Raw genomic sequence first — 22,647 nt, 5'->3', positions numbered from 1 at the left:
ACCTTCGATTGCAGATTGGGTTTACTCTAGCACAGAGCATTCGATGTCTTCGATTCCCCTGACGTAATTGATGACCCGCGTTCCGTCGTGTAGCGTTTCATATGAGACGACCGAGCGACGATGTGTTGTTTCTCCATCGAACGTGACCCCGAAAATCGTCATCTCGGACGGACCCGAGATCGGGTCTTCGTAGAAGATGGAAAGTTTGAAATTCTCGTCATGCGAACGCAGACCAACGACCTTGCCCGGAACGGTCTCGCCGTACGTGGTTGTAATCTCGGCAGTCGCCCCGGACCATTTTATCAGGGTTCTCAGGATCACTCCGCTGGCGTCTTCCCTGTGAACACAATCACCGGTCTGGGGCAGGGCGGAGCCCGCATTTGCGGCGGAGGCCAGCAGTGCGAGCAACAGGGAGAGGATCATGAAACGTGGCATCATCCGACCTCTTCCCGCAGGGCTTAACTGTCGTAGTCGATGGCGTGGCGCAACTGCTTCTCGAATTCCAGGGCCTTGCCCGTGCCGAGCGCCACGCAGTTCAGGCTGTCATCGGCGATGGACACGGCCAGCCCGGTCTGTTCGCGCAGGGCAAGGTCCAGATCGCCCAGCAGCGCGCCTCCGCCGGTCAGCATCACGCCACGGTCGACGATATCGGCCGCAAGGTCCGGCGGAGTGGCTTCGAGCGCGGTCATCACCGCCTCGCAGATCTGTTGCACGGGTTCGGCCAGCGCCTCGGCCACCTGGGCCTGGCTGATCTCGGTTTCCTTGGGCACACCATTGAGCAGGTCGCGGCCGCGGATCTGCATCGAGCTGCCGCGCCCGTCGTCGGGCATCCGAGCGGTGCCGATGGAGGTCTTGATGCGCTCGGCGGTGGATTCCCCAACCAGCAGGTTCTGCTGGCGGCGCAGGTAGTTGATGATCGCCTCGTCCATGCGGTCGCCGCCGACGCGGATCGAGCGGGCATAGACGATGTCGCCCAAGCTCAGAACCGCGACCTCGGTGGTACCGCCGCCGATATCCACGACCATGTTGCCGGTGGGGTCGGTGATGGGCATACCGGCACCGATGGCCGCCGCGATGGGTTCGGCAACGAGGCCGGCGCGCCGCGCGCCGGCGCTGAGCACGGACTGACGGATGGCGCGTTTTTCAACGGGAGTCGCGCCGTGAGGGACACAGACGATGATCTTGGGCTTGGAGAAGGTCGAACGTTTGTGCACCTTGCGGATGAAGTGCTTGATCATCGCCTCGGCGGTGTCGAAATCGGCAATGACGCCTTCGCGCATGGGGCGGATCGCCTCGATCGAACCCGGCGTACGGCCCAGCATCAGCTTGGCATCCTCGCCCACGGCCAGCACCTTCTTGACGCCGTCCTTGACGTGGTAGGCGACCACGGAAGGCTCCGACAGAATGACGCCTCGCCCCTTGACGTAGACCAGCGTGTTGGCCGTGCCGAGGTCGATCGCCATGTCAGCGGTGAAGAGCCCGGGGATTTTGTCAAAGATGGACATGGGTGCCTGCGTCCTGTGGTTTGAATAGTGATTTGGTCCCCGACTCGACCGCCGGAAACCGTTCGCTCTTATAGAGTGGGCGATTGTCGGGTGAAAGGGTGGTTTCGGGCCTGCTAAGCGTCAAATTGCCGGGCGTGATCGCAATGCGCCAGTCCTGTGCGGTCGCGGATGTGCCAAAACCTGCGATCAATAGAGAAGGTAAGCGCTCGTGGGCGCGCAGTTCAGGTGCTGCACGAATTGGAATGAGGCGATCACCTTTCGGTGATCATGGTGCTGCTGGGGAGGATTGAACTCCCGACCTCACCCTTACCAAGGGTGCGCTCTACCACTGAGCTACAGCAGCGCCGGTTCGTGGCGGGGTGATTAGACCGTTCCGTGCATTCGTGCAAGCGTAATCTAGACGGTTTTTAGCGACTGCTGTAGACAGGCGCCATGAGCACGAACCCCCCGCCCAAATCAGGCGCCAAATCCCAGCAAAGTCGCGAGGACCGGCTGAAGGCTGCGCTGAAAGCGAACCTGGCCCGCCGAAAGGCACAGGCGCGCGGCAAGGCGTCGGGACAGGAGGGGCCGGAGGCAGGCCAGGACAAGAAAAAGGGCGGATAAAAGACATGGATTCGATACTCGTGACGGGCAATGGCCCTCTTCAGGGGCAAATCCCGATTGCCGGGGCAAAGAACGCGTGCCTGACGCTGATGCCGGCCACGCTTCTGAGCGAGGAGCCCCTGACGCTGACCAACGCGCCGCGCCTGTCGGACATCAAGACGATGACCGCGCTCTTGCAATCGCTGGGCGCGGAGGTGACGACGCTTCAGGACGGCCAGGTTCTGGCGATGTCGAGCCATGATCTGGACAGCCACGTGGCCGATTACGACATCGTGCGCAAGATGCGCGCTTCGATCCTCGTGCTGGGGCCGATGCTGGCGCGGGACGGCCACGCGGTGGTGTCGCTGCCGGGCGGATGCGCCATCGGGGCACGGCCTGTGGATTTGCACCTTAAGGCGCTTGAGGCGATGGGCGCGGAGCTCGAGCTGAAAGAAGGATACGTGCATGCGAAGGCGCCCGGTGGCCTTGAAGGCGGTGTCGTGGACTTTCCGCTGGTGTCGGTCGGGGCGACGGAAAACGCGCTGATGGCGGCCACTCTGGCCAAGGGCAGCACGGTATTGAAGAATGCGGCGCGCGAGCCCGAGATCGTCGACCTTGCGCAATGCCTGCGCAAGATGGGCGCGCAAATCGAGGGCGAGGGTACGAGCGAGATCACCATCCAGGGGGTAGACCGCCTCCACGGGGCGACCCATCCGGTGGTGACCGACCGGATCGAGTTGGGCACGTTCATGCTGGCACCTGCGATTTGCGGCGGCGAGGTGGAATGCCTGGGCGGGCGGATCGACCTTGTCGAGGCATTTTGCGAAAGGCTGGACGCCGCCGGTGTCTCCGTTGAAGAGACCGACGTGGGCCTCAAGGTCGCGCGGAAAAATGGCCGGGTGCGCGCCGTCGACGTGGTGACCGAGCCGTTTCCGGGCTTCCCGACCGATCTTCAGGCGCAGATGATGGCGCTGATGTGCACCGCCGAGGGCACCAGCGTTCTGGAAGAAAAGATTTTCGAGAATCGTTTCATGCACGCGCCCGAACTGATGCGGATGGGCGCGAAGATAGACGTTCATGGCGGCACAGCCACAGTGACCGGCGTGGAGCGTCTGAAAGGCGCGCCGGTCATGGCGACTGATCTGCGGGCGAGCGTCTCACTGATCCTGGCGGGACTGGCGGCCGAGGGCGAGACGCTGGTCAACCGGGTCTATCACTTGGACCGCGGCTATGAGCGGGTCGAGGAAAAGCTGGGCAATGTCGGCGCACGGATAGAGCGGGTGCAAGGCGAATGACCGAAGATGCACGTTTCGAAGACGGGCGCGAGGCGCCGCTGAACCTGGGGGCCTTCGATGCCGAAGATCTCGACGTGGTGTCGAGTCTGGTACAGGACGCGGTCTTTACCCTGCAAGACATGGCGTGGCGTCCCCGCGAGCGCCGGCTGGCGCTGTTGATCAACCGGTTTCGCTGGGAAGACGGCGCGCGGGCGCGGCACGGGGCCGAGCGGGTGCGCACGCTTCTGGTAATTGACAATGTCGAAGGCGTCTCCAGCCAAGGGCTGGACCGCGACGACCCTGATGTGATCCTGTCGGTGCTCTCCGTGCGGTTCGAACCCGACAGTGCCGAGGACGTTGCAGGCTACGTGACGCTGACGCTGGCGGGTGACGGAGCCTTGCGGGCACGGATCGAGGCGCTGGAAGTCACGCTGCGGGATGTCACGCGCCCCTATCGTTCACCGTCCGGCAAGGCGCCGGACCACGACGCCTGACGCGGCATTGCCGCAAACGGGACCGACGGGCATGAATGTTGTGCGTTTCGTCCTTGTCGCCATACCGCTTGGCGTCGTTCTCTTTTACTTCGTCATGCAATCGCTGACTGTCGTAAACGCCGAATCTGTGTCTTGTTGTCGCCAAGGGCGGATTGCGCAAGCTGAGCCGGATCGAGCCCGACCTGCATGGTCGTTGGCTGACCGCACAGTTCGCGGCCTTGGCGACGGGGCGGGATATGCCGGAGACCTTCGAGAAACCTTCGGAAGAAGACTGGCATATCTTCCTGAAAGGCTGGCGCGAGGCGGACGGCGAAACGACTCCGGCCATGCAAGCCTATCTGCGGTCGAATGAAGAGGATCCCGGCCTCTACTGCGAAGGGACCATCGGGTTCGTCCGGCGAGTGATTGCGGACACCACACCTTCGGGCTTGCGTATCTTGGCCGATTACACGGCCAGCCTTGCGCTATAGGGGCGCCGTTTTGAAAAGCGAAGGCACTTGAGGCGCGGCAGGCGTCGGTCTAAGTCTGCGCGGCAATAGGAGAATGCCCATGCCGGTGCGACTGACCACCAAGGATGACGATTTCGAGGCGCGGTTCGCTGCGCTGTTGAGCGCCAAGCGCGAAGACAGTCCGGACGTGGACGAAACCGTTGCCAACATCATCGCCGATGTCCGGGCGCGTGGCGATGCGGCCCTGCTCGAACTGACGGCGAAGTTCGACAGGCTGGAATTGACGTCGGAGAGGTTGCGGTTCACGGCAGAAGAGGTCGCCGCACTGGTGGCAGATGTGCCGCCGGACGAGATGGCGGCGCTGGAACTGGCCGCTGCGCGCATCCGGTCCTATCACGAACGTCAGTTGCCCGAGGATGCATCGTGGCAGGATGAATGCGGCGCGACGCTGGGCTGGCGCTGGTCGGCGGTCAGCGCGGCGGGGCTTTACGTGCCGGGCGGGCTGGCGTCCTACCCGTCTTCGGTTCTGATGAACGCGATCCCTGCCAAGGTGGCGGGGGTGGAGCGGCTTGCCATTGTGGTGCCGACGCCGGACGGTGTGGCCAATCCCGCCGTCCTGGCTGCCGCACAGATCGCCGGTGTCGACGAGATCTACCGAGTGGGCGGTGCGCAGGCGATTGCGGCGTTGGCCTATGGCACCGAAACCATCGCACCTGTCGACAAGATTACGGGACCGGGCAACGCCTATGTCGCTGCGGCCAAGCGGCGGGTTTTCGGCAGGGTTGGCATCGACATGATCGCCGGGCCCTCGGAGATCCTTGTGATCGCGGATCGCGACAACGAGCCGGACTGGATCGCGCTCGACATGCTGAGCCAGGCGGAACACGACGAAAGCGCGCAGGCTTTGCTGATTACCGACAACCCGGCGTTCGCCGACGCGGTGGAAGCGGCCATAGAGACGCGACTGGAAACGCTGGAGCGGCGGGCAATTGCCGGGGCAAGCTGGCGCGATTTCGGCGCGGTGATCGTGGTCGCGGACATGGACGAGGCGGCGCGTCTCGCCGACCGGATCGCGCCTGAACATCTGGAGTTATGCGTGGCCGAGGCGGAACGGCTGGCCGACAAGATCACGCATGCAGGCGCGATGTTCCTGGGCGCGTGGACACCCGAGGCGATTGGCGACTACGTTGGCGGGCCCAATCACGTGCTGCCCACGGCACGCTCGGCGCGGTTTTCCAGCGGTCTCAACGTTCTGGATTTCATGAAGAAAACCACGATGGCGCGTATGACACCCGGCGCGCTGAAGGCGATCGGACCGGCGGCGGAGACACTGGCGCAATCCGAAAGCCTGGAGGCACATGGGCTAAGCGTGCGGGCGCGACTGGACAAGCTGAACGAAGGCTAGGTGGCGCACGCTTCGGGCCTTTCGGCCCGCCTCGCGGGTCACATCGTCGCAAAAACGCCACCTCAGGACGTTCGGCTGCATTGCCCGCTAACGATTGCTGGGGTAGGCAGGAACAAGACTGCCGAAGAGAACACCCATGAGCCATATCTGTCATATCGAGTTGGATGATGCCAATCTGCCCCCGCCCACGCCCGAGATCGAGCAGGAGCGGAAAGTGGCCATGTTCGACCTGATTGAGGAGAACTCTTTCAGCCTGCCGATCCGGGATGACCGGGTTGCGCCCGACGGGCCTTATCGCGTCGGGCTGTCGATCCGCGAGAAGCGATTGGTGTTCGACATCCGCACCGAGGATGACGCGCCAGCGGCGGAATTTCACCTTTCATTGTCGCCATTTAGACAAGTGGTCAAGGATTACTGGGCGATCTGTGAAAGCTATTTCGACGCGGTAAAGAACATGCCGCCGAGCCAGATCGAGACCATCGACATGGCTCGCCGGGGCATTCACAACGAAGGTGCCCGGGTGCTGGAAGAGCGGCTGGAAGGCAAGGCGAAGGTCGACAACGATACCGCGCGGCGCCTGTTCACGCTGATCTGCGTGCTGCACTTCGGGAGCTGACCCAGATGGTCGAGGAGCTTCCTCAGTCCGTTCTGTTTTGCTGCGACCATAATTCCGCGCGCTCGCCCATGGCCGAGGGCATCATGAAAAAGCTCTATGGAACCGATACTTATGTCCAGTCCGCCGGGGTCAAGGGTGATATGGACATCGACGGGTTCTCGATCGCGGTCTGCGACGAGATCGGAGTCGAGCTTGCCCGGCACCGGACCCGAAGCTTTGACGAGATGGAACAGTGGGGCGACGACCTGTCCTCGTTCGATCTGGTTGTGGCGTTGAGTCCGGCGAGCCAGCGCAAAGCTCTTGATCTGACACGGGTTTTTCATCTCGACGTGGTCTATTGGCCGATCCTTGACCCGACCGGACTGGGCGAATCGCGAGAGGCGAAATTGAACGCGTACCGCCAGACCCGGGACCAGATAGTGGAACATCTCAAACGACGGTGGGGCGACCCCAAGGATATGAAATGACTGCGAAAAACGTGATCGAGGCTTACTTTCAGGCGTTCAACAACGGTGACGTGGATGGTATGCTGGAATGCCTGAGCGAGGATGTGGCGCACCACGTCAATGAAGGGCAGGTGCGGACAGGCAAGGCGGCCTTTGCCGCGTTCTGTGAGCACATGAACCGGTGCTACCGCGAACACCTTGATAACATGGTGATTTTCGAGGCCGAAGACGGCACGCGGGGCGCGGCGGAATTCGTGGTGAACGGCACCTACCTCGCCACCGACGAAGGGCTGCCGGAGGCGCACGGGCAGACCTACAAGCTGCCGGCGGGGTCGTTTTTCTCTTTGGAAAACAACAAGATCACGCGGGTCGTGACGTATTACAACCTTGCCGACTGGACCAAACAGGTCAGCGCCTGATGCGGGTGGAGCGGCTGACCGGCGAAAACCTGTTGGCTGCGCTGGATGACGTGGCGCAGCTACGGATTACGGTTTTTCGTGACTTTCCATACCTTTACGATGGCGACGTCGCCTATGAGAGGGCGTACCTTGAGCCTTACCGGCAGAGCGAGGACGCAATCGTGGTGGCGGCGTTCGACGGGGAACGTCTTGTCGGGGCCTCGACGGGGACGCCGATGGAGGATCATGCCGAGGATTTCGCAGCAGCTTTTTCGGGGCAAGACATTGATATGAAAGATATCTTTTATTGTGCCGAGAGTGTTCTGCTGCCCGCGTACCGGGGGCGCGGGCTGGGCCACGCGTTCTTTGACGCGCGGGAGGCCCATGCCCGGGCTCTGGGACGCCGCTATGTTGCATTTTGCGGTGTGGTGCGACCCAAGGATCATCCTTTGCGGCCAGAGACTTATCAGCCATTGGACGGATTCTGGCGCAAGCGGGGATATGCGCCGGTCGAAGGGGCCGTCGCGACCTATCGCTGGAAGGATATCGACCAGCCGGAAGAGACCGACCACCCGTTGCAATTCTGGATGCGGCGACTCGAAGGTTAACGCCAGCCGAATGTTCAAAACCCGCGTCGGTATCGCGTCGGTATCCGGGTGGTATGGCGTCGGTGCGATTGTCCGCCGGCACGGGTTAACGCATCGCGCGGTCCGTGTTGCCGCAAAACCCGGCCGGAACACGGCAAACGCGGCAAGGTCCCGGGGCAGGCCCGGGACGAGGCGTCCCATTGTTGCGCGAAGCCCACGGTGCGGAAATTCGGATCTTGCCCGATAGTCCAGTGCGGGGCTTTCGGTGTACCAGTTCAGGGCCGGGGGGCGATGGGATTGGGACGAATAGACATGATGCGCCGCCTTGCAGCGTTTTTGACCGTTTTTGCGGTTCTTTTGACCGGCCATGCCGCAGAGGCAGGCCCGCGCGAGCGTATCGGCTTTGGCTGGCTGACAACCAATGACATCGGCGGTGATTTTCACGACCGCTGGCAGACCGGATCGCTGACGACCAGCCGGGTCTGGGGGCCGGGCTGGAGCGGGCGTTTGCCGCAAGGCTTCGGCGAAGTGCTGGAGCTGCGTCTGGGCGGGCGCATCGTCTCGCCGCAGAACCTCACCAATCCTGCGACCGGTGACCGGCCCTTTGCCGGGGTTCTTTCGGTCGGGCTGCACACGCATTTCGCACGGGGACCGATGGATTACGCCGTGGGCGTCGACGTGAACGTGACCGGGCCGCAGACCGGGCTGGACGATTTCCAGCGCAACCTGCACGACGTGCTGGGCGGGCGAAATATTTCGGACCGCGTGCGCCGCAACCAGGTCAGCGACGACGTGAACCCGGAACTGGTGATGGAGACCGGCCGTGCCTTTGACATGGGAGGCAATGCCGAAATCCGGCCGTTTGTCGAGGGGCGCTGGGGGTTCGAGACGCTGGCGCGGGTGGGGTTCGACCTGACGATTGGCCGGCGCGGTCGTGACGGATTGCTGGTGCGGGATCCGGTGACGGGGCAGCGCTACGTGGCGGTGCAGGGCGTCGAGGCGCCGGGTGCGAGCTTTGTCTTCGGGGCCGACGTGGCCTACGTGGACAGCAGCGAGCTGTTGAATCGCGACCGGGGCATTCAGCTGACCGATGCGCGGACGCGGGTCCGCGGCGGGGTCAACTGGCAGGGCAAAGGCGGCAGCACGATCTTCTACGGGCTGACTTGGCTGGGCGAGGAATTCGAGGCCCAGAAGGAAAGCCAGCTTGTGGGATCGCTGCGACTGCGCCTGAGATTTTGAACGTAACCCTTTGTTAACACTTTGCAGGCTGATTCGTTTTTGCTAGCGTGCCGCTACAAAAAGACAAAAAAAGACTAAAGAAGGCAGGCATACAGGCAATGGGAACGACCTTTCGGGGCGCGTTCGTCATCTCCTGGTCGCAGACGGAAGTGGACGGTTTGGAAGCCGCTCCTGTCCAGTCTCTTAACGTGGGGGCCGCATGGTCCTGGCGCGGGGATCTGGTGCGGGTGGACGGACCCAATGAAGTACTGCGCCTTGAGCGGACGGAACGGGACGCAATGAGCCGCAAATGCGCGGCAAAGCTGGTGCGGCGGCTGGTGACGGCGGCACGCACGGGCACGACGAAACTGGACGAGGTCGAGGTGCACGAGCCGCTGATGGACTCTGGGTTCGTGGTAACCAACGGGGTCCGAAGCTACACCATCACCGTGATCGATGTGGGGCATGGCGCACCGCCGCTGGTGATGTTCCTGGACGAGATTCCGCCAAGGAATACCGAGATGTGGATCGTGCACCAGTCGCTGGGCGCGCATCGCAGCCAGACGACCGACGTGGAAAGCGGCGGGGTGATCTGTTTCACCCCCGGCACGCGGATCGAGACACCGGACGGGCCGCGGCTGGTCGAGGAACTGCGCGAAGGTGACTACGTGCAGACCAAGGACAACGGCGCGGAGGAGATCCAGTGGATCGGCAGCCGCCGGATGAGCGGCGCGCGCCTGTTCGCGATGCCGCATCTGCGGCCGGTGCGCATTCGCGCCGGGGCGCTGGGCGTGGAGCGGCCGGACGAGGAACTGCTGGTCAGTCCCGAGCATCGGATGCTGGTGCAGGGCGAGATCGCGCAGGCGCTGTACAACACGCCCGAGGTGTTGGTGTCGGCCAAGGACCTTGTGAACGGGCGCAACATCGCCATCGACCTCGCGGTGCGTGAGGTGACCTATGTGCACCTGCTGTTGCCGCGCCATCAGGTGTTGTGGGCCAACGGTGTGGAGACGGAGAGCTTTCATCCCGCGTCCGCGTCGCTTCAGGCACTGGACGGCGAGGACCGCAAGCGGCTGTTGGAGTACAATCCGACGCTGGAGTTCGAGCCGCAGACCTATGGCGGGTTCGCGCGGCGCAACCTGAGCGCGTCGGAGGCGGCGATCCTTCAGCACGAGGCGGCCTGAGCCACCCGGACAGATTGTCACGGCCTCGCCGCCGCGCGGGCGCCGTGACACATGCACCTGATTTTATGGCGCGATAACGCAGGATTATAACCGACAATTTCGGTCGTTTTTCCTTGCGCTTTCGTCGCTGGGATGCAGTTTAGGGCGGAATTTACGAAACTGTTACGCCAAGGAGTTCGCGTGTCCCTCTTCTTTATCGTAGCACTTCCGTTCTTCGGCGCCCTTCTGCCGGGCTTGATGAATTCGGCGGGCCGGTCGTCCTGTGCGGGCGTCACGTTCACGGTGTCGCTGGCCGCGTTCATCGGGCTTTTGACCAACCTTCCGACGGTTCTGGCCGGCGGGACGGTGATGGCGCAGATCGACTGGATGCCGGCGCTGGGGCTGAACTTTACGCTGATGCTGGACGGGCTGGGCTTTTTCTTCGCCTTCCTGATCCTTGGCATCGGGATGCTGATCATCGCCTATGGCCGGCAATACCTGAGCCGCGAAGACCATATGGGCGAGTTTTTCACCTATCTGCTGCTGTTCCAGGGCGCGATGGTGGGGATCGTGCTGAGCGATAACATCCTGCTTTTGCTGGTTTTCTGGGAGCTGACCTCGCTGTCGTCCTTCCTGCTGATCGGCTATTGGAAGCACCTGCCCGAGGGCCGGCAAGGCGCTCGGATGGCGCTGGCCGTGACCGGCATGGGCGGGCTGGCGATGATCGGTGGGATGCTGATCCTGGGCCAGATCGTGGGCAGTTATGACCTGAGCGTGATTTTGCAAAACCGCGAGATGATCCAGGCCGACCCGATGTATGTGCCGGCGCTGATCCTGATCCTGCTGGGGTGCTTTACCAAGTCGGCGCAGTTCCCGTTCCATTTCTGGCTGCCGCACGCGATGGCCGCGCCGACGCCGGTCAGCGCCTACCTGCACTCGGCCACCATGGTGAAGGCGGGCATCTTCCTGATGGCGCGGATGTGGCCGGTGCTGTCGGGCACGCCCGAGTGGTTCGTGATCGTCACAACGGCAGGGCTGATCACGATGGTGCTGGGCGCGGTCATTGCGCTCTTCAAGCACGACCTGAAGGCGCTGCTGGCGTTCTCGACGGTCAGCCACCTTGGCCTGATCACGATGCTGCTGGGCACGGGCACGGCGTTTGGCGCGATGGCGGCGGTGTTTCACATCCTGAACCACGCGACGTTCAAGGCGGCGCTGTTCATGTCCGCCGGGATCATCGACCACGAGGCGCATACGCGGGATATCCGTCTGCTTGGTGGGTTGCGGAAGCTGATGCCGGTGACGTTCGTCATCGCCACGCTGGCGGCGCTGTCGATGGCGGGGATACCGTTCCTCAATGGCTTCTTGTCGAAGGAGATGATGCTGGAGGAGGCCAACCACACGGTGCTGTTCGACACGTGGTGGTTCGTGCCGGCGCTGGCCGTCATCGGCTCGCTTTTTTCGGCCGCGTATTGCTTCCGCTTCATTTCGCACACGTTCCTGGGCCCGGTGCGCGACGATTACCCGGCCAAGCCGCATGACCCGCCGGCGGGCATGTGGCTGCCGCCCGCGATCCTGGTGGTGCTGGTGGTGGTGATCGGGGTCGCACCCTTCCTGGTGCAGGATTTCGTCTTCCTTGTGGCCAAGGCCGTGATTGGCGGGGTCGAGCCGCTGGAAGTGAAATACATCAAGATCTGGCACGGGCTGGTGCCGGCGCTTTACATGTCGATCGCCGCCGTGGTGGGCGGGTTGATCGTGCTGCTGCTGTTCAAGCCGCTGCTGAAGCTGTGGGACACGGCGCCACGCCCCGAGGCCAAGGTGATCTTCGAGTGGATCGTCGAGACGGCGGCGGCGGGGGCGCGGGCGCTGATCCATCCGATCCACAACGGATCTTTCACGCGCTATGCCGCCGTGGGGTCGGCGGCAATCATCGTGGCGGGATACTATGCCTGGGCGACGGGCACGGTGGCCGAAGCCACGCGGGCGATGCAGGCGCCGAGTGCCGTGGCAATAGCCGGGTGGCTGATGCTGGTGGCCGCCACGGGCGCGCTGGTGATCTTGCATCGCAATCGCTTCTTCTCGCTTATCCTGATCGGGATCGTGGGGCTGATGGTGTCTGTGGGCTTCATCTTCTTCAGCGCGCCGGACCTTGCGATGACGCAGTTCACCGTCGAGGTGGTGACGATCATCCTGTTGCTTCTGGCGCTGAATTTCCTGCCCAAGACGACGCCCGTGGAAAGCAGCCTGCTACGCCGGGTGCGCGATGCGGGCATGGGGATCGTCGGCGGGTTGGCGACCTTTGCGCTATCCTATCACTATCTTCTGCGCGATGCGGTCAGCAGCCCGATTTCCGAGTATCACCTGGCCAATTCCTATAAAGGGGGCGGCGGCACCAACGTGGTGAACGTGATCCTTGTCGATTTCCGGGGCTTTGACACCTATGGCGAGATCATCGTGCTGGGGATCGCCGCGCTGCTGATCTATGCGCTGACCGAGACGCTGCTGAACAGCAATGTGCGGGCGCGGCTGCTGAACCGCAAACCGGACCAGCCGCGGGCGGGGGACATGCATCCGATGATGATGGTGGTCCTGACCCGTGTGATCATGCCGGTGGTGTTGATGGTCGGCTTCTACATCTTCCTGCGCGGCCATAACGAGCCGGGTGGCGGGTTCATCGCCGGGCTGGTCGTGTCGATCGCCGTGGTGATGCAGTACATGGCAAGCGGCTTTGCCTGGACCTCGCAGCGGTTGCGATACCCATATCACGGGGTGATCGGCGCGGGCGTGCTGATCGCCGGGCTGACCGGCATCGGCTCGTGGTTCGTGGGCAAGCCATTCCTGACCTCGGATTTCACCTATGTGCGCATTCCGCCGTTCGAGAAATTCGAGCTGGCGACGGCGGCGCTGTTCGACCTGGGCGTGTTCCTGGCGGTCGTGGGCGCGGTGATGCTGTCGCTGGAGAGCTTCTCGCGGCTGGCGCGGCGGGCGCATACGCCGGATACCGAGCATCCGATGGATATTGACCCGTCGAGGGATGATCCGCCGAAAACGGTGGGCGCGAGCGGGGGGCCTGTCTGATGGAGTTTCTTGTTGCATCTGCCATCGGCGTCATGACCGCGGGCGGGCTTTACCTTGTGCTGCGGCTGCGGACATTCCCGGTGATCCTTGGGATCTCGCTGCTGACCTATGCTGTGAACGTGTTCCTGTTCGCCTCGGGGCGGCTGACCGTCGGGGCGCCGCCGGTTCTGGTGGACGGGGTGGAGACCTATACCGACCCGCTGCCGCAGGCGCTGGTGCTGACGGCCATCGTGATCTCGTTCGGGATGACGGCGGTGGTGGTGATGATCGCGCTGGGGTCGTTCCTTGGTGCGGATGACGACCACGTGGACGACCAGCCGGAAGAAGAAGACGAAAACGACGCGCAGGCGGAGGGCCAGCAATGACCCATTGGATTATCGCGCCCGTCGTGCTGCCGGCGCTGCTGGCGCCGTTCATCGTGCTGGCCGCACGGTTTCATTTTGGCATCCAGCGGGCGTTTTCTGTCGCGGGTGTCGTGGCGCTGATCGCCATTTCGGCGAGTCTCGCGTGGTCGGTGTCGGATGGCGACGTGATTCTGTATCAACTGAGCGACTGGGCCGCGCCGTTCGGGATCGTTTTGGTGGGCGACAGGCTGTCGACGATGATGGTACTGCTGACCTCCGTTCTGGCGCTGTTCGTGCTGCTGTATGCCATCGGGTCGAGATGGGACGAGCGGGGGTGGCATTTCCACGCCCTGTTCCAGTTCCAGCTGATGGGAATCATGGGGGCGTTCCTTACGGACGACCTGTTCAACCTGTTCGTGTTCTTCGAGGTGCTGCTGATCGCCTCCTATGGCCTGATGATCCATGGGGGCGGCAATGAACGGCTGCGGGCGGGGGTGCAGTATGTTCTGTATAACCTGATCGGCTCGACGCTGTTCTTGTTCGCGCTGGGCTCGATCTATGCCGAGACCGGGACACTGAACATGGCGGACCTAGCCGAGCGGGTGACGCAGATCGGCGCGGAGGAGACGGTGGGTATCCGGGTGGCTGCCGTGCTGCTCTTGTTGGTGTTCGCGATCAAGGCGGCGCTGGTGCCGCTGCATTTCTGGCTGCCGTCGAGCTATGCCGAGGCACCGGCCCCCGTGGCGGCGCTGTTTGCGATCATGACCAAGGTGGGGGCCTATGCCATCATCCGGGTCTACACGATGATCTTTCCGCCCGACCTGGAGGCGACGGCGGGGCTGCACGTGGTGTGGCTGATGCCTGCGGCGCTGATCTCGCTGGCGATAGGCATGATCGGCGTGCTGGCCGCCAAGACGCTGGACCGGCTGGTGGCCTTTTCGATCATCGGGTCGATGGGCATGGTGATGGTGGCGATTGCGCTCTTTACCGAGGACGGGATCGCGGCGGCGCTTTACTATATCGTGCATTCGACGCTGGCGGGCGCGATCCTGTTCCTGATCACCGACCTTGCAAGGGCGGGGCGGGACAACCTGACCCTGACGGCGCAGCCGCCGGTGTCGGGCGCGGCGCTGACCGCGGGGATGTTTTTCGTGGGCGCGATTGCCATGGCGGGCCTGCCGCCGCTGTCGGGCTTCCTGGGCAAGCTGTTGGTGCTGGATGCCGCCTATGACAGTGCGCAGATGCCGTGGATCTGGGCGGTGGTGCTGGTGTCCAGCCTGATCAGCGTCGTGGGGTTTGCACGTGCTGGCAGCAATGTGTTCTGGAAGGCGCGCAGCATCGCGCGGCCCGAGGGGGCGCCCGTGGTGGCCGCCCCGTCCGCGCTGAGCTATGTCGCTGTTGGCGGGCTGATCGCGCTGTTGATCGCGCACACGGTCTTTGCCGGTCAGGTGCATGGCTATACCAAGGCGATCTCGGCGCAGCTGTTCGCGCCCGAGCCGCTCAAGTCGACGGTTCTGGAGACGCCGGGCAAGCTGGGCCGGCCCGAGGACAAGGCCAAGGGTGGCTATGGCGATGACGACCATGGCGACGACGGTTATGGCGACGACGCGGCCCATGGCGAGAGCGATGAGGGCCATGGCGCGGACGAACAAGAGAGCGGGGGGCACTGACATGACACGCGCGTTCTACTGGGTGTTCCCGCATCCGTTTCTGACCCTGCTGCTGACGCTGGTCTGGGTCCTTTTGCAGAACGGATTTTCCGCCGGCATGGCGGTGTTCGGGCTGATCCTGGGCATCATCATCCCGTGGATGACGTCGATCTGGTGGCCGGATACGCCCAAGGGTTTCAACCTGTTCCGCATGTTCACCTATGGCCTGATCGTGATCTACGATATCATCATCGCCAACCTGCAGGTGGCGTGGATCGTGCTGACGGTGCCGAATTCCAAGCTGAAACCGGCGTGGATCGTGGTGCCACTGGATCTGGTGAAGCCCGAGGCGATCACCATCCTGGCGGGCACGATCACCCTGACGCCCGGCACGGTGTCGTCGGACCTGTCGGACGAGGGGCACAGCCTGCTGGTGCATGTGCTGCACACCGATGACCCGGACGCGGTGCGCGACGAGATCAAGACCCGCTACGAGGCCCGGCTGGAGGAGATTTTCGCATGAGTTCGCCATCTGACATCATGGATATTGCCATCGTCATCTCTTTCGTGGCGCTGGCGCTGGGGCAGCTTTTGTCGATGGTGCGCCTTGTCATTGGGCCGACACCGGGCGACCGGATCCTTGCGCTGGACACGATGGTGATCAACGCGCTGGGGCTGGTGGTGATGGTGGGCATCTTCCAGGGCGTGCAGGTCTATTTCGAGGTCACGCTGCTGATCGCGATGCTGGGTTTCGTGTCCACGGTTGCGCTGGCGCGGTTCATCCTGAGGGGGGACATCATCGAATGACTGCCATGGATATCGGATATCTTTCTGTCGCGTTCTGCCTGCTGGTGGGATCGGGATTCGTGTTGGTCGGTGTGTTCGGCCTGCTGAAGTTCAACGATCCGATGACTCGCCTGCACGCGCCCACGAAGGTGGGCACGTTGGGGATCGGGATGTTCCTGCTGGCGTCGATGATCCACTCGTTCCTGGTCGGCGATAGGTCTTATCACGAGCCGCTGATCATGGCGTTCCTGTTCGTCACGGCGCCAATTTCGGCGCATTTCATCGCCAAGGTGAACATCCACAAACGGGCCTGCGAGACACCGCCCAGCCCGCCGCGTGACGACACATGGTCGACGCTGACGGATCCGGACGTCGAAAAAGAGGCCGAGGCGGACGCGGCAAAGGCGCGGGAGTAGGGCGCGGCCTGCGAGGTGGGCGGCGCGTGGGTTTTCACCCACCCTACGTGAACTTCCGCTGAAAGTTAGCTTATTGGCTTAGTGTTATTGACGCGGTCTTGGTGATCCGTTTACTTAGGCATATGGCTAAGTTTGATTCGAAGCTGGACCTGTGTTTTTCCGCGCTGGGCGATCCGACGCGGCGGGTTATCCTTGAGCGGCTGGTCCGCGGCCCGGCGAGTGTCAGCGAACTGGCCGCGCCGCATGACATGGCGCTGCCGTCCTTCATGGGCCACCTGAGAAAGCTGGAGGAGGCCGGGCTGGTCACCTCCTACAAGCAGGGCCGGACACGGACGTTTGCCCTTGCCGCGGACGCGTTCGCCCCGGTCGATGACTGGCTGAGCGAGCAGCGGCGGATCTGGGAGGGCCGGCTGGACCGGCTGGACGATTATGTTGCAACCCTGATGAGGGACCGAAAGAAATGAACCTGAATCCCGAGACCGACTTGAGCTTTACCCGCACCCTGAACGCGCCGCGCGCGCTGATCTGGGAGTGCTGGACCACGCCGGAGCATATCAAGCATTTCTTCGTGCCCAAGCCGCACAGCATCGAAAGCTGCGAGATCGACCTGCGTGTCGGCGGGCGGTTCAACACTGTGATGAACGTGGAGGGACACCTGATGGATAACAAGGGTGTGTACCTTGAGGTGGTCGAGAGGACGCGTCTGGTCTTTACCGACACCTATACCGAGGGATGGGCGCCGGTGCCGGACCCGTTCATGACGGCGATCCTGGATCTGGAAGACGACGGGAATGGCGGCACGATCTATACCGCGACGGCGCGGCACCGGTCGCCCGAGGCGAAGAAAACCCACGAGGACATGGGGTTCTTCGATGGCTGGGGCACGGTGGCCACGCAGCTGGAAGAGTATGCGCAGAGCTTGAAGTAGGACGTGAGGGCGCGTGGGTTTTCACCCACCTTACTCCTGCGCTGCGGGAAACTTGCGGGTTGGGCGAAGCGACGTGTTGACTCCACCACGAACCCTTATATAAGCGCGGCTTCATTGGTGTTGGTGGCCCCCGCAAGGGGAAGCCTGTCGCCGTGGCAAAATCCACGGAGAGGACAACGCCCTTCGAAACCTTAAACGAAGGAGATCAGTCGATGACAAAGAGAACGGCTGCCAAATACAAGATCGACCGCCGGATGGGCGAAAACATCTGGGGGCGTCCGAAATCCCCGGTCAACCGCCGCGAATACGGCCCCGGCCAGCACGGCCAGCGCCGCAAGGCGAAGATTTCCGACTTCGGCCTGCAGCTGCGCGCCAAGCAGAAGCTGAAGGGTTATTACGGTGACCTGACCGAGAAGCAATTCCGCCGCATCTTCCGCGAGGCCGAGCGTCTGAAAGGCGACACTGGCGAGCTGCTGATCGGCCTGCTGGAGCGTCGGCTGGACGCGGTCGTCTACCGCGCCAAGTTCGTGCCGACCATCTTTGCTGCGCGTCAGTTCGTGAACCACCGTCACGTCCGCGTGAATGGTCAATTGGTGAACATCCCGTCCTACCGTGTTAAGGAAGGCGACGTGATCGAGGTTCGCGACCGTTCCAAGCAGATGGCCGCTATCCTGGAAGCCACGCAGCTGCCCGAGCGCGACGTGCCGGACTATATCGACGTGGACAATTCCAAGCTGACCGCGACTTTCGTGCGGACACCCAGCCTGGGCGACGTGCCGTACCCGGTGATGATGGAACCGAACCTGGTCATCGAATTCTACGCGCAGAACTAAGTTTTTAGGTCTGCCGCACCTGATCCGGAAGGCCGCGCCGCTGGGCGCGGCCTTTTGCATTTGTAAGTGGAGGAGACGCAGAGCATGGCACAGGACTTTTCAAAGTACGGGCGCATCGACGGGACCATCGTGATGATCGGCTTCGGGTCGATCGCGAAGGGAACGTGGCCGCTGATCGAGCGGCATTTCGACTATGACGCGGACAAGTTCGTGGTAATCGAGCCGAACGCGGCCAATCACGAGGCTTTGCGCGAGCTTGGGCTGCGTTTTGTCCCCGAGGCGGTGACGGCGGAGAATTATCGCGAATTGCTGGGCGGGCTGATCGAGCCGGGCAAGGGGTTCGTGGTGAACCTGAGCGTGGATACCTCGTCGCTCGACCTGATGAAGTTCTGCCGCGAGCAGGGCGTGCTGTATATCGACACGGTGGTGGAGCCGTGGGCGGGATACTATTTCGACACCCAAGACAACGCGGCGCGGACGAACTATGCCCTGCGGCAGGCGGTGCGGGACGAGAAAGCGGCCAATCCGGGCGGGACCACGGCGGTGAGTTGCTGTGGGGCGAACCCCGGCATGGTCAGCTGGTTCGTAAAAGAGGCGTTGCTGACGCTGGCCCGCGACACCGGCAAGGATGCGGAGGCGCCGAAGGATCGGGAAGGCTGGGCCAAGCTGATGAAGGGCCTGGGCGTCAAGGGCGTGCATATCGCCGAGCGCGACACGCAGGCGCGCGCCCTGCCGAGACCCCGGGGGACCTTCGTGAATACGTGGTCCGTCGAAGGGTTCATTGCCGAAGGGTTCCAGCCCGCCGAGCTGGGCTGGGGCACGCATGAGACGTGGTTCCCGGAGAACGGACACAGCCACGACACAGGCTGTCGAGCGGGGATCTGGCTGGAACGGCCGGGGGCGATCACCCGTGTGCATACGTGGTGCCCGACGCCAGGGCCGCAATTCGGGTTCCTGGTGACGCATAACGAGGCGATTTCGATTTCCGATTTCTACACGGTGGGCGCGCCGGAAGCCCCCGAGTTCCGCCCGACGTGCCACTATGCCTATCACCCCTGCGACGACGCGGTGCTGTCGCTGCACGAGATGTTCGGCGCGGGGCGGCAGCAGAGCACGCACGAGATTTTGGACGTGGATGAGATTGTCACCGGCATCGACGAGTTGGGCGTGCTGCTTTACGGGCATGAGAAGAACGCGATGTGGTATGGCTCTCGGCTGTCGAACGAGGAAACCAAGGACCTTGCCCCGTACCAGAATGCCACCGGGTTGCAGGTGACGAGTGCCGTTCTGGCGGGCATGGTCTGGGCGCTGGAGAACCCGGACGCGGGTATCGTGGAGACCGACGAGATGGACCACGCGCGATGCCTCGAGGTGCAGCGGCCTTACCTGGGCCCGGTGGAGGCTCATTATACCGACTGGACACCGTTGCAGGACCGGTGGGAGCATTTCCCCGAGGATATCGACGAGAGCGATCCATGGCTTTTCCGGAACGTGCTTGCGTCGTGAGGGGCGGGCTTTGCCACTGATTCCGCGCCGGGGTGCGGAACGTGGACGTCTACGCTGGTATTTCAATGCACGCGGCGTGGTCTTCGCGCCGCATCTGGTGCGATTTGACTTGGTGGGGCTGGTCAGGGCGCGCGCGTCTCGGTAATGCGGAACATGACCATCCGTTCAGGGCCGCTGCGGCCCCTGGGCGGTGTGCCGCTGCCCCGTGAGGAATGACATCACATGACCAATATCACTCCCCAGCCCGGAATACTGGACATCGCCCCTTACGTGGGCGGGTCGAGCCATGTGGAGGGGGTAAGCAACGTGGTCAAGCTGAGCTCGAACGAGAACCCGTTCGGGCCGAGCGAGGCGGCGAAGGACGCGTTCCGCAAGGCGGCGTATGATCTGCATCGCTATCCGTCGACCGACCATGCCAGCCTGCGGGGCGCGATTGCAGACGTGCACGGGCTGGATGCCGACCGCATCGTCTGTGGCGTGGGCAGTGACGAGATCCTGTCGCTGCTGTGCCAGTGCTATGCCGGGCCGGGCGACGAGGTCATTCATACCGAGCATGGCTTTGCCATCTACAAGATCGCGGCGTTGTCGAATGGCGCGACGCCGGTCGAGGTGCCCGAGCGCGAGCGGGTGACGGATGTGGATGCGATTCTGACCGCGGTGACCGAGCGCACGCGGCTGGTGTTCATCGCCAACCCCAACAATCCGACCGGCACGATGATAGGCGACGGCGAGATCGCCCGGCTGGCCGAGGGGCTGCCGGAGCACGTGCTGCTGGTGCTGGATGGCGCCTATGCGGAGTATGTCGAGGGGTTCGACGGTGGCGCGGGGCTGGTCGATGCGCGCGAAAACGTGGTGATGACGCGGACCTTTTCCAAGATCTACGGGCTGGGCGGGCTGCGCGTGGGGTGGGGGTATGGTCCGGCACATGTGGTGGATGTTCTGAACCGGGTGCGTGGGCCGTTCAACCTGAGCCAGTCGGCGCTGGTCGCCGCCGAGGCCGCGGTGCGCGACCAGGCCTGGGTCGACAAATGCCGCGCGGACAATGCGCGAATGCGGGCGTGGCTGGCAGAGGCGCTGGCCGGGCATGGCGTCCCGTCGGACACGTCCCTGGCGAATTTCGTTCTCGCCCGCTTTGCCGATCAGGAACAGGCCGAGGCCTGTGACGAGTACCTGAAATCCGAGGGTCTGATCGTGCGCCGGGTGGCAGGCTATAACCTGCCGCATTGCCTGCGGATCACCGTTGGTGACGAGGCCAGCTCGCGCCGGGTGGCCCATGCGGTAGGGCAGTTCATGGGAGACGCGGAATGAGCGTGATCTATGACCGGGTTGCGCTGATCGGACTGGGGCTGATTGCCTCTTCGATGTTCTGGGCGATGAAGCGCGCCGGTCTGGCGGGCGAAGTCACGGGATATGCCCGGTCGCAGGAGACCCGCGATGTGGCACGCGAGATCGGGCTGTGCGACCGGGTCTGTGATAGCGCTGCCGAGGCCGTGGAGGGTGCGGACCTGGTGGTGCTGTGCGTGCCGGTGGGCGTGATGGGCGCGGTGGCCGAAGAGATTGCGCCGGCGCTGAAGCCGGGCGCCACGGTCAGCGACGTCGGCTCGGTCAAGAAGGCGGTGATCGAGGCGGTTGGTCCGCATTTGCCGCAAGGCGTGCATTTCGTACCCGCCCATCCGATGGCCGGGACCGAACATTCGGGGCCACGCTCGGGCTTTGCCGAATTGTTCGAGAACAAGTACTGCCTGATTGTGCCGGTGGAGGGCAGCGACCGCGCGGCGGTGGAGCGGCTGGAGGCGTTGTGGCAGGCGATGGGCGCCAGGACCGACGAGATGGATGCCGACCACCACGACCTTGTCTGCGCCGTGACCAGCCATACGCCGCACCTCATTGCCTATACGATGGTCGGCGTGGCCGACGACCTGCGCCGGGTGACCGACAGCGAGGTCATCAAGTATTCCGCCGCGGGGTTCCGCGACTTCACCCGGATTGCCGCCAGCGACCCCACCATGTGGCGCGACGTGTTCCTGACCAACAAGGAGGCGACGCTGGAAGTGCTGGGGCGTTTCACCGAGGAGCTGTTCGCGTTGCAACGGGCGATCCGCACCGGGGACGGTGATCTGCTGCATGATTATTTCACGCGGACGCGCAGCATCCGGCGTGGTATCATCGAGGCCGGGCAAGATACGGATGCGCCGGATTTCGGGCGCGTGAAAAAGGGTTGAGCAGGATGCGCTTGGCGTGGATTTTTCCAGTTTTTCTGGCAAGTTGTTCGTTTGGCGGCGGCAAGGGGGATGACCCCGAACTGGTCACGCGGGGGGCTGTCTGCGGCGACCCGTCGATACAGGGCGTGGTGGTGGGCGATGTGCCCGGAAACGGGGCCTGCGGGATCGCCAATGCGGTCGAGGTGGATGCTGTCGGCGGGGTTCTGCTGAGCCAGCCCGCGACGATGAACTGCAAGACAGCGCGGACGCTGAACGCCTGGGTGAAGAACGACATGAAGCCGATTGTCGGCGATACCGGCGGAGGCGTCAGAAGCCTGAAGGTCGCGGCGCATTACGTGTGCCGGACGCGCAATCACAAGCGCGGCGCGCGGCTGTCGGAACATTCCAAGGGCAACGCGATCGACATCTCGGCCTTCCTGTTGCGTGATGGCACGGATATCTCGGTTCTGAACGACTGGGGCACGGGCAAGCGCGGCAAGATCTTGCGGCAGTTGCATGGCTCGGCCTGCGGGCCGTTCGGCACGGTTCTGGGGCCGGGATCAGACGGGTATCACCGCGATCACTTCCATTTCGACACGGCGGATTACCGGAGCGGGTCCTACTGTCGATAGGGCGCAGCAAATCTTTTGCAAAAAGATTTGCCAAAAGATTTCTGAAATCTTTTGGCGCTCTAGGCGGCGTCTGCATTTAGGGGTTCCCAAATCACCTCTCGTTTGATTCAAGATCTAAAACGGGAGGCGATCTTGAG

Annotated in this window: 26 protein-coding genes and 1 tRNA gene; 24 read left to right on the top strand and 3 right to left on the bottom strand. The window is 63.3% G+C overall.

The window, feature by feature from the left end; all coding sequences use genetic code 11:
• Positions 1–21: 21 nt before the first annotated feature.
• From RBB18_RS18965 to RBB18_RS18955, 3 genes are all read right to left on the bottom strand, one after another.
• A complete protein-coding gene (locus RBB18_RS18965; protein ID WP_306112002.1) occupies positions 22–435 on the bottom strand; it encodes a hypothetical protein in 414 nt (137 codons plus the stop codon).
• 23 nt (positions 436–458) lie between these two features.
• Complete coding sequence (locus RBB18_RS18960) at positions 459–1,505, bottom strand: rod shape-determining protein (protein WP_057792035.1); 1,047 nt, start codon at positions 1,503–1,505, stop codon at positions 459–461.
• A gap of 268 nt (positions 1,506–1,773) precedes the next feature.
• A tRNA-Thr gene (locus RBB18_RS18955) sits at positions 1,774–1,848 on the bottom strand.
• Between the two features lie 89 nt (positions 1,849–1,937).
• On the opposite strand from RBB18_RS18955, the gene RBB18_RS18950 reads away from it, so the two are divergent.
• From RBB18_RS18950 to RBB18_RS18835, 24 genes are all read left to right on the top strand, one after another.
• Positions 1,938–2,108 (top strand): hypothetical protein, encoded by a 171-nt coding sequence (locus RBB18_RS18950; protein ID WP_170067192.1) that lies wholly within the window; start codon positions 1,938–1,940, stop codon positions 2,106–2,108.
• Between the two features lie 5 nt (positions 2,109–2,113).
• On the top strand, positions 2,114–3,382 hold the full coding sequence (gene murA, locus RBB18_RS18945; RefSeq protein ID WP_274593089.1) for a UDP-N-acetylglucosamine 1-carboxyvinyltransferase: 1,269 nt from the start codon (positions 2,114–2,116) through the stop codon (positions 3,380–3,382).
• Complete coding sequence (locus RBB18_RS18940; protein ID WP_274593088.1) at positions 3,379–3,855, top strand: DUF2948 family protein; 477 nt, start codon at positions 3,379–3,381, stop codon at positions 3,853–3,855. The genes murA and RBB18_RS18940 overlap by 4 nt, the downstream gene beginning before the upstream one ends.
• 152 nt (positions 3,856–4,007) lie before the next feature.
• Complete coding sequence (locus RBB18_RS18935; protein ID WP_306112003.1) at positions 4,008–4,325, top strand: hypothetical protein; 318 nt, start codon at positions 4,008–4,010, stop codon at positions 4,323–4,325.
• 79 nt (positions 4,326–4,404) lie between these two features.
• A complete protein-coding gene (hisD, locus tag RBB18_RS18930) occupies positions 4,405–5,709 on the top strand; it encodes a histidinol dehydrogenase (RefSeq protein ID WP_306112004.1) in 1,305 nt (434 codons plus the stop codon).
• Positions 5,710–5,845: 136 nt separating this feature from the next.
• Complete coding sequence (locus tag RBB18_RS18925; protein WP_103763241.1) at positions 5,846–6,325, top strand: UPF0262 family protein; 480 nt, start codon at positions 5,846–5,848, stop codon at positions 6,323–6,325.
• A 5-nt stretch (positions 6,326–6,330) separates the two neighbouring features.
• Positions 6,331–6,792 carry a low molecular weight phosphatase family protein gene (locus RBB18_RS18920; protein WP_103763242.1) on the top strand — a complete coding sequence of 154 codons (462 nt, stop codon included), beginning with the start codon at positions 6,331–6,333 and terminating at the stop codon, positions 6,790–6,792.
• On the top strand, positions 6,789–7,190 hold the full coding sequence (locus RBB18_RS18915; RefSeq protein WP_274593085.1) for a ketosteroid isomerase-related protein: 402 nt from the start codon (positions 6,789–6,791) through the stop codon (positions 7,188–7,190). Before RBB18_RS18920 ends, RBB18_RS18915 begins: the two co-directional genes overlap by 4 nt.
• A complete protein-coding gene (locus RBB18_RS18910; protein WP_306112005.1) occupies positions 7,190–7,777 on the top strand; it encodes a GNAT family N-acetyltransferase in 588 nt (195 codons plus the stop codon). Before RBB18_RS18915 ends, RBB18_RS18910 begins: the two co-directional genes overlap by 1 nt.
• A 291-nt stretch (positions 7,778–8,068) precedes the next feature.
• Complete coding sequence (locus RBB18_RS18905; RefSeq protein ID WP_306112006.1) at positions 8,069–8,995, top strand: lipid A-modifier LpxR family protein; 927 nt, start codon at positions 8,069–8,071, stop codon at positions 8,993–8,995.
• Between the two features lie 98 nt (positions 8,996–9,093).
• Positions 9,094–10,158 carry a Hint domain-containing protein gene (locus tag RBB18_RS18900; RefSeq protein ID WP_274593082.1) on the top strand — a complete coding sequence of 355 codons (1,065 nt, stop codon included), beginning with the start codon at positions 9,094–9,096 and terminating at the stop codon, positions 10,156–10,158.
• A gap of 180 nt (positions 10,159–10,338) precedes the next feature.
• A complete protein-coding gene (locus tag RBB18_RS18895) occupies positions 10,339–13,215 on the top strand; it encodes a monovalent cation/H+ antiporter subunit A (protein ID WP_306112007.1) in 2,877 nt (958 codons plus the stop codon).
• Complete coding sequence (locus tag RBB18_RS18890) at positions 13,215–13,580, top strand: Na+/H+ antiporter subunit C (protein ID WP_306112008.1); 366 nt, start codon at positions 13,215–13,217, stop codon at positions 13,578–13,580. The genes RBB18_RS18895 and RBB18_RS18890 overlap by 1 nt, the downstream gene beginning before the upstream one ends.
• Positions 13,577–15,229, top strand: a complete 1,653-nt coding sequence (locus tag RBB18_RS18885) for a monovalent cation/H+ antiporter subunit D (RefSeq protein WP_103763248.1) — start codon at positions 13,577–13,579, stop codon at positions 15,227–15,229. The genes RBB18_RS18890 and RBB18_RS18885 overlap by 4 nt, the downstream gene beginning before the upstream one ends.
• A gap of 1 nt (position 15,230) precedes the next feature.
• Entirely contained in the window at positions 15,231–15,731 is a 501-nt protein-coding gene (locus RBB18_RS18880) for a Na+/H+ antiporter subunit E (protein ID WP_103763249.1), read from the top strand.
• Entirely contained in the window at positions 15,728–16,015 is a 288-nt protein-coding gene (locus RBB18_RS18875) for a K+/H+ antiporter subunit F (RefSeq protein ID WP_103763250.1), read from the top strand. The genes RBB18_RS18880 and RBB18_RS18875 overlap by 4 nt, the downstream gene beginning before the upstream one ends.
• On the top strand, positions 16,012–16,410 hold the full coding sequence (mnhG, locus tag RBB18_RS18870) for a monovalent cation/H(+) antiporter subunit G (protein WP_103763251.1): 399 nt from the start codon (positions 16,012–16,014) through the stop codon (positions 16,408–16,410). The genes RBB18_RS18875 and mnhG overlap by 4 nt, the downstream gene beginning before the upstream one ends.
• A 122-nt stretch (positions 16,411–16,532) precedes the next feature.
• Complete coding sequence (locus RBB18_RS18865; RefSeq protein ID WP_103763252.1) at positions 16,533–16,874, top strand: helix-turn-helix transcriptional regulator; 342 nt, start codon at positions 16,533–16,535, stop codon at positions 16,872–16,874.
• Positions 16,871–17,338 (top strand): SRPBCC family protein, encoded by a 468-nt coding sequence (locus RBB18_RS18860; RefSeq protein WP_306112009.1) that lies wholly within the window; start codon positions 16,871–16,873, stop codon positions 17,336–17,338. Before RBB18_RS18865 ends, RBB18_RS18860 begins: the two co-directional genes overlap by 4 nt.
• A 212-nt stretch (positions 17,339–17,550) precedes the next feature.
• Complete coding sequence (gene rpsD, locus RBB18_RS18855; protein ID WP_103763254.1) at positions 17,551–18,171, top strand: 30S ribosomal protein S4; 621 nt, start codon at positions 17,551–17,553, stop codon at positions 18,169–18,171.
• 84 nt (positions 18,172–18,255) lie between these two features.
• A complete protein-coding gene (locus tag RBB18_RS18850; protein WP_306112010.1) occupies positions 18,256–19,677 on the top strand; it encodes a homospermidine synthase in 1,422 nt (473 codons plus the stop codon).
• 222 nt (positions 19,678–19,899) lie between these two features.
• Complete coding sequence (gene hisC / locus RBB18_RS18845; protein ID WP_103763256.1) at positions 19,900–20,985, top strand: histidinol-phosphate transaminase; 1,086 nt, start codon at positions 19,900–19,902, stop codon at positions 20,983–20,985.
• A complete protein-coding gene (locus RBB18_RS18840; RefSeq protein ID WP_103763257.1) occupies positions 20,982–21,899 on the top strand; it encodes a prephenate/arogenate dehydrogenase family protein in 918 nt (305 codons plus the stop codon). The genes hisC and RBB18_RS18840 overlap by 4 nt, the downstream gene beginning before the upstream one ends.
• Positions 21,900–21,904: 5 nt before the next feature.
• Positions 21,905–22,510 (top strand): extensin family protein, encoded by a 606-nt coding sequence (locus tag RBB18_RS18835; protein ID WP_103763258.1) that lies wholly within the window; start codon positions 21,905–21,907, stop codon positions 22,508–22,510.
• Positions 22,511–22,647 lie beyond the last annotated feature (137 nt).

This window comes from Roseovarius sp. MMSF_3298, from assembly GCF_030733705.1.
In the GTDB taxonomy this organism is placed as follows: domain Bacteria; phylum Pseudomonadota; class Alphaproteobacteria; order Rhodobacterales; family Rhodobacteraceae; genus Roseovarius; species Roseovarius confluentis.
This window is presented reverse-complemented; position numbering and strand designations above follow the sequence as displayed.

What these genes read in the sequence shown, in the direction of transcription:
- RBB18_RS18875 (WP_103763250.1), top strand. Translation starts at nt 15,728, where the DNA reads ATGAGTTCGCCATCTGACATCATGGATATTGCCATCGTCATCTCTTTC.
- RBB18_RS18910 (WP_306112005.1), top strand. Translation starts at nt 7,190, where the DNA reads ATGCGGGTGGAGCGGCTGACCGGCGAAAACCTGTTGGCTGCGCTGGAT.
- RBB18_RS18920 (WP_103763242.1), top strand. Translation starts at nt 6,331, where the DNA reads ATGGTCGAGGAGCTTCCTCAGTCCGTTCTGTTTTGCTGCGACCATAAT.
- RBB18_RS18940 (WP_274593088.1), top strand. Translation starts at nt 3,379, where the DNA reads ATGACCGAAGATGCACGTTTCGAAGACGGGCGCGAGGCGCCGCTGAAC.
- RBB18_RS18950 (WP_170067192.1), top strand. Translation starts at nt 1,938, where the DNA reads ATGAGCACGAACCCCCCGCCCAAATCAGGCGCCAAATCCCAGCAAAGT.
- RBB18_RS18860 (WP_306112009.1), top strand. Translation starts at nt 16,871, where the DNA reads ATGAACCTGAATCCCGAGACCGACTTGAGCTTTACCCGCACCCTGAAC.
- hisC (WP_103763256.1), top strand. Translation starts at nt 19,900, where the DNA reads ATGACCAATATCACTCCCCAGCCCGGAATACTGGACATCGCCCCTTAC.
- RBB18_RS18890 (WP_306112008.1), top strand. Translation starts at nt 13,215, where the DNA reads ATGGAGTTTCTTGTTGCATCTGCCATCGGCGTCATGACCGCGGGCGGG.
- RBB18_RS18880 (WP_103763249.1), top strand. Translation starts at nt 15,231, where the DNA reads ATGACACGCGCGTTCTACTGGGTGTTCCCGCATCCGTTTCTGACCCTG.
- RBB18_RS18835 (WP_103763258.1), top strand. Translation starts at nt 21,905, where the DNA reads ATGCGCTTGGCGTGGATTTTTCCAGTTTTTCTGGCAAGTTGTTCGTTT.
- RBB18_RS18840 (WP_103763257.1), top strand. Translation starts at nt 20,982, where the DNA reads ATGAGCGTGATCTATGACCGGGTTGCGCTGATCGGACTGGGGCTGATT.
- RBB18_RS18885 (WP_103763248.1), top strand. Translation starts at nt 13,577, where the DNA reads ATGACCCATTGGATTATCGCGCCCGTCGTGCTGCCGGCGCTGCTGGCG.
- rpsD (WP_103763254.1), top strand. Translation starts at nt 17,551, where the DNA reads ATGACAAAGAGAACGGCTGCCAAATACAAGATCGACCGCCGGATGGGC.
- murA (WP_274593089.1), top strand. Translation starts at nt 2,114, where the DNA reads ATGGATTCGATACTCGTGACGGGCAATGGCCCTCTTCAGGGGCAAATC.
- mnhG (WP_103763251.1), top strand. Translation starts at nt 16,012, where the DNA reads ATGACTGCCATGGATATCGGATATCTTTCTGTCGCGTTCTGCCTGCTG.
- RBB18_RS18965 (WP_306112002.1), bottom strand. Translation starts at nt 435, where the DNA reads ATGCCACGTTTCATGATCCTCTCCCTGTTGCTCGCACTGCTGGCCTCC.
- RBB18_RS18900 (WP_274593082.1), top strand. Translation starts at nt 9,094, where the DNA reads ATGGGAACGACCTTTCGGGGCGCGTTCGTCATCTCCTGGTCGCAGACG.
- RBB18_RS18865 (WP_103763252.1), top strand. Translation starts at nt 16,533, where the DNA reads ATGGCTAAGTTTGATTCGAAGCTGGACCTGTGTTTTTCCGCGCTGGGC.
- RBB18_RS18960 (WP_057792035.1), bottom strand. Translation starts at nt 1,505, where the DNA reads ATGTCCATCTTTGACAAAATCCCCGGGCTCTTCACCGCTGACATGGCG.
- hisD (WP_306112004.1), top strand. Translation starts at nt 4,405, where the DNA reads ATGCCGGTGCGACTGACCACCAAGGATGACGATTTCGAGGCGCGGTTC.
- RBB18_RS18915 (WP_274593085.1), top strand. Translation starts at nt 6,789, where the DNA reads ATGACTGCGAAAAACGTGATCGAGGCTTACTTTCAGGCGTTCAACAAC.
- RBB18_RS18850 (WP_306112010.1), top strand. Translation starts at nt 18,256, where the DNA reads ATGGCACAGGACTTTTCAAAGTACGGGCGCATCGACGGGACCATCGTG.
- RBB18_RS18905 (WP_306112006.1), top strand. Translation starts at nt 8,069, where the DNA reads ATGATGCGCCGCCTTGCAGCGTTTTTGACCGTTTTTGCGGTTCTTTTG.
- RBB18_RS18925 (WP_103763241.1), top strand. Translation starts at nt 5,846, where the DNA reads ATGAGCCATATCTGTCATATCGAGTTGGATGATGCCAATCTGCCCCCG.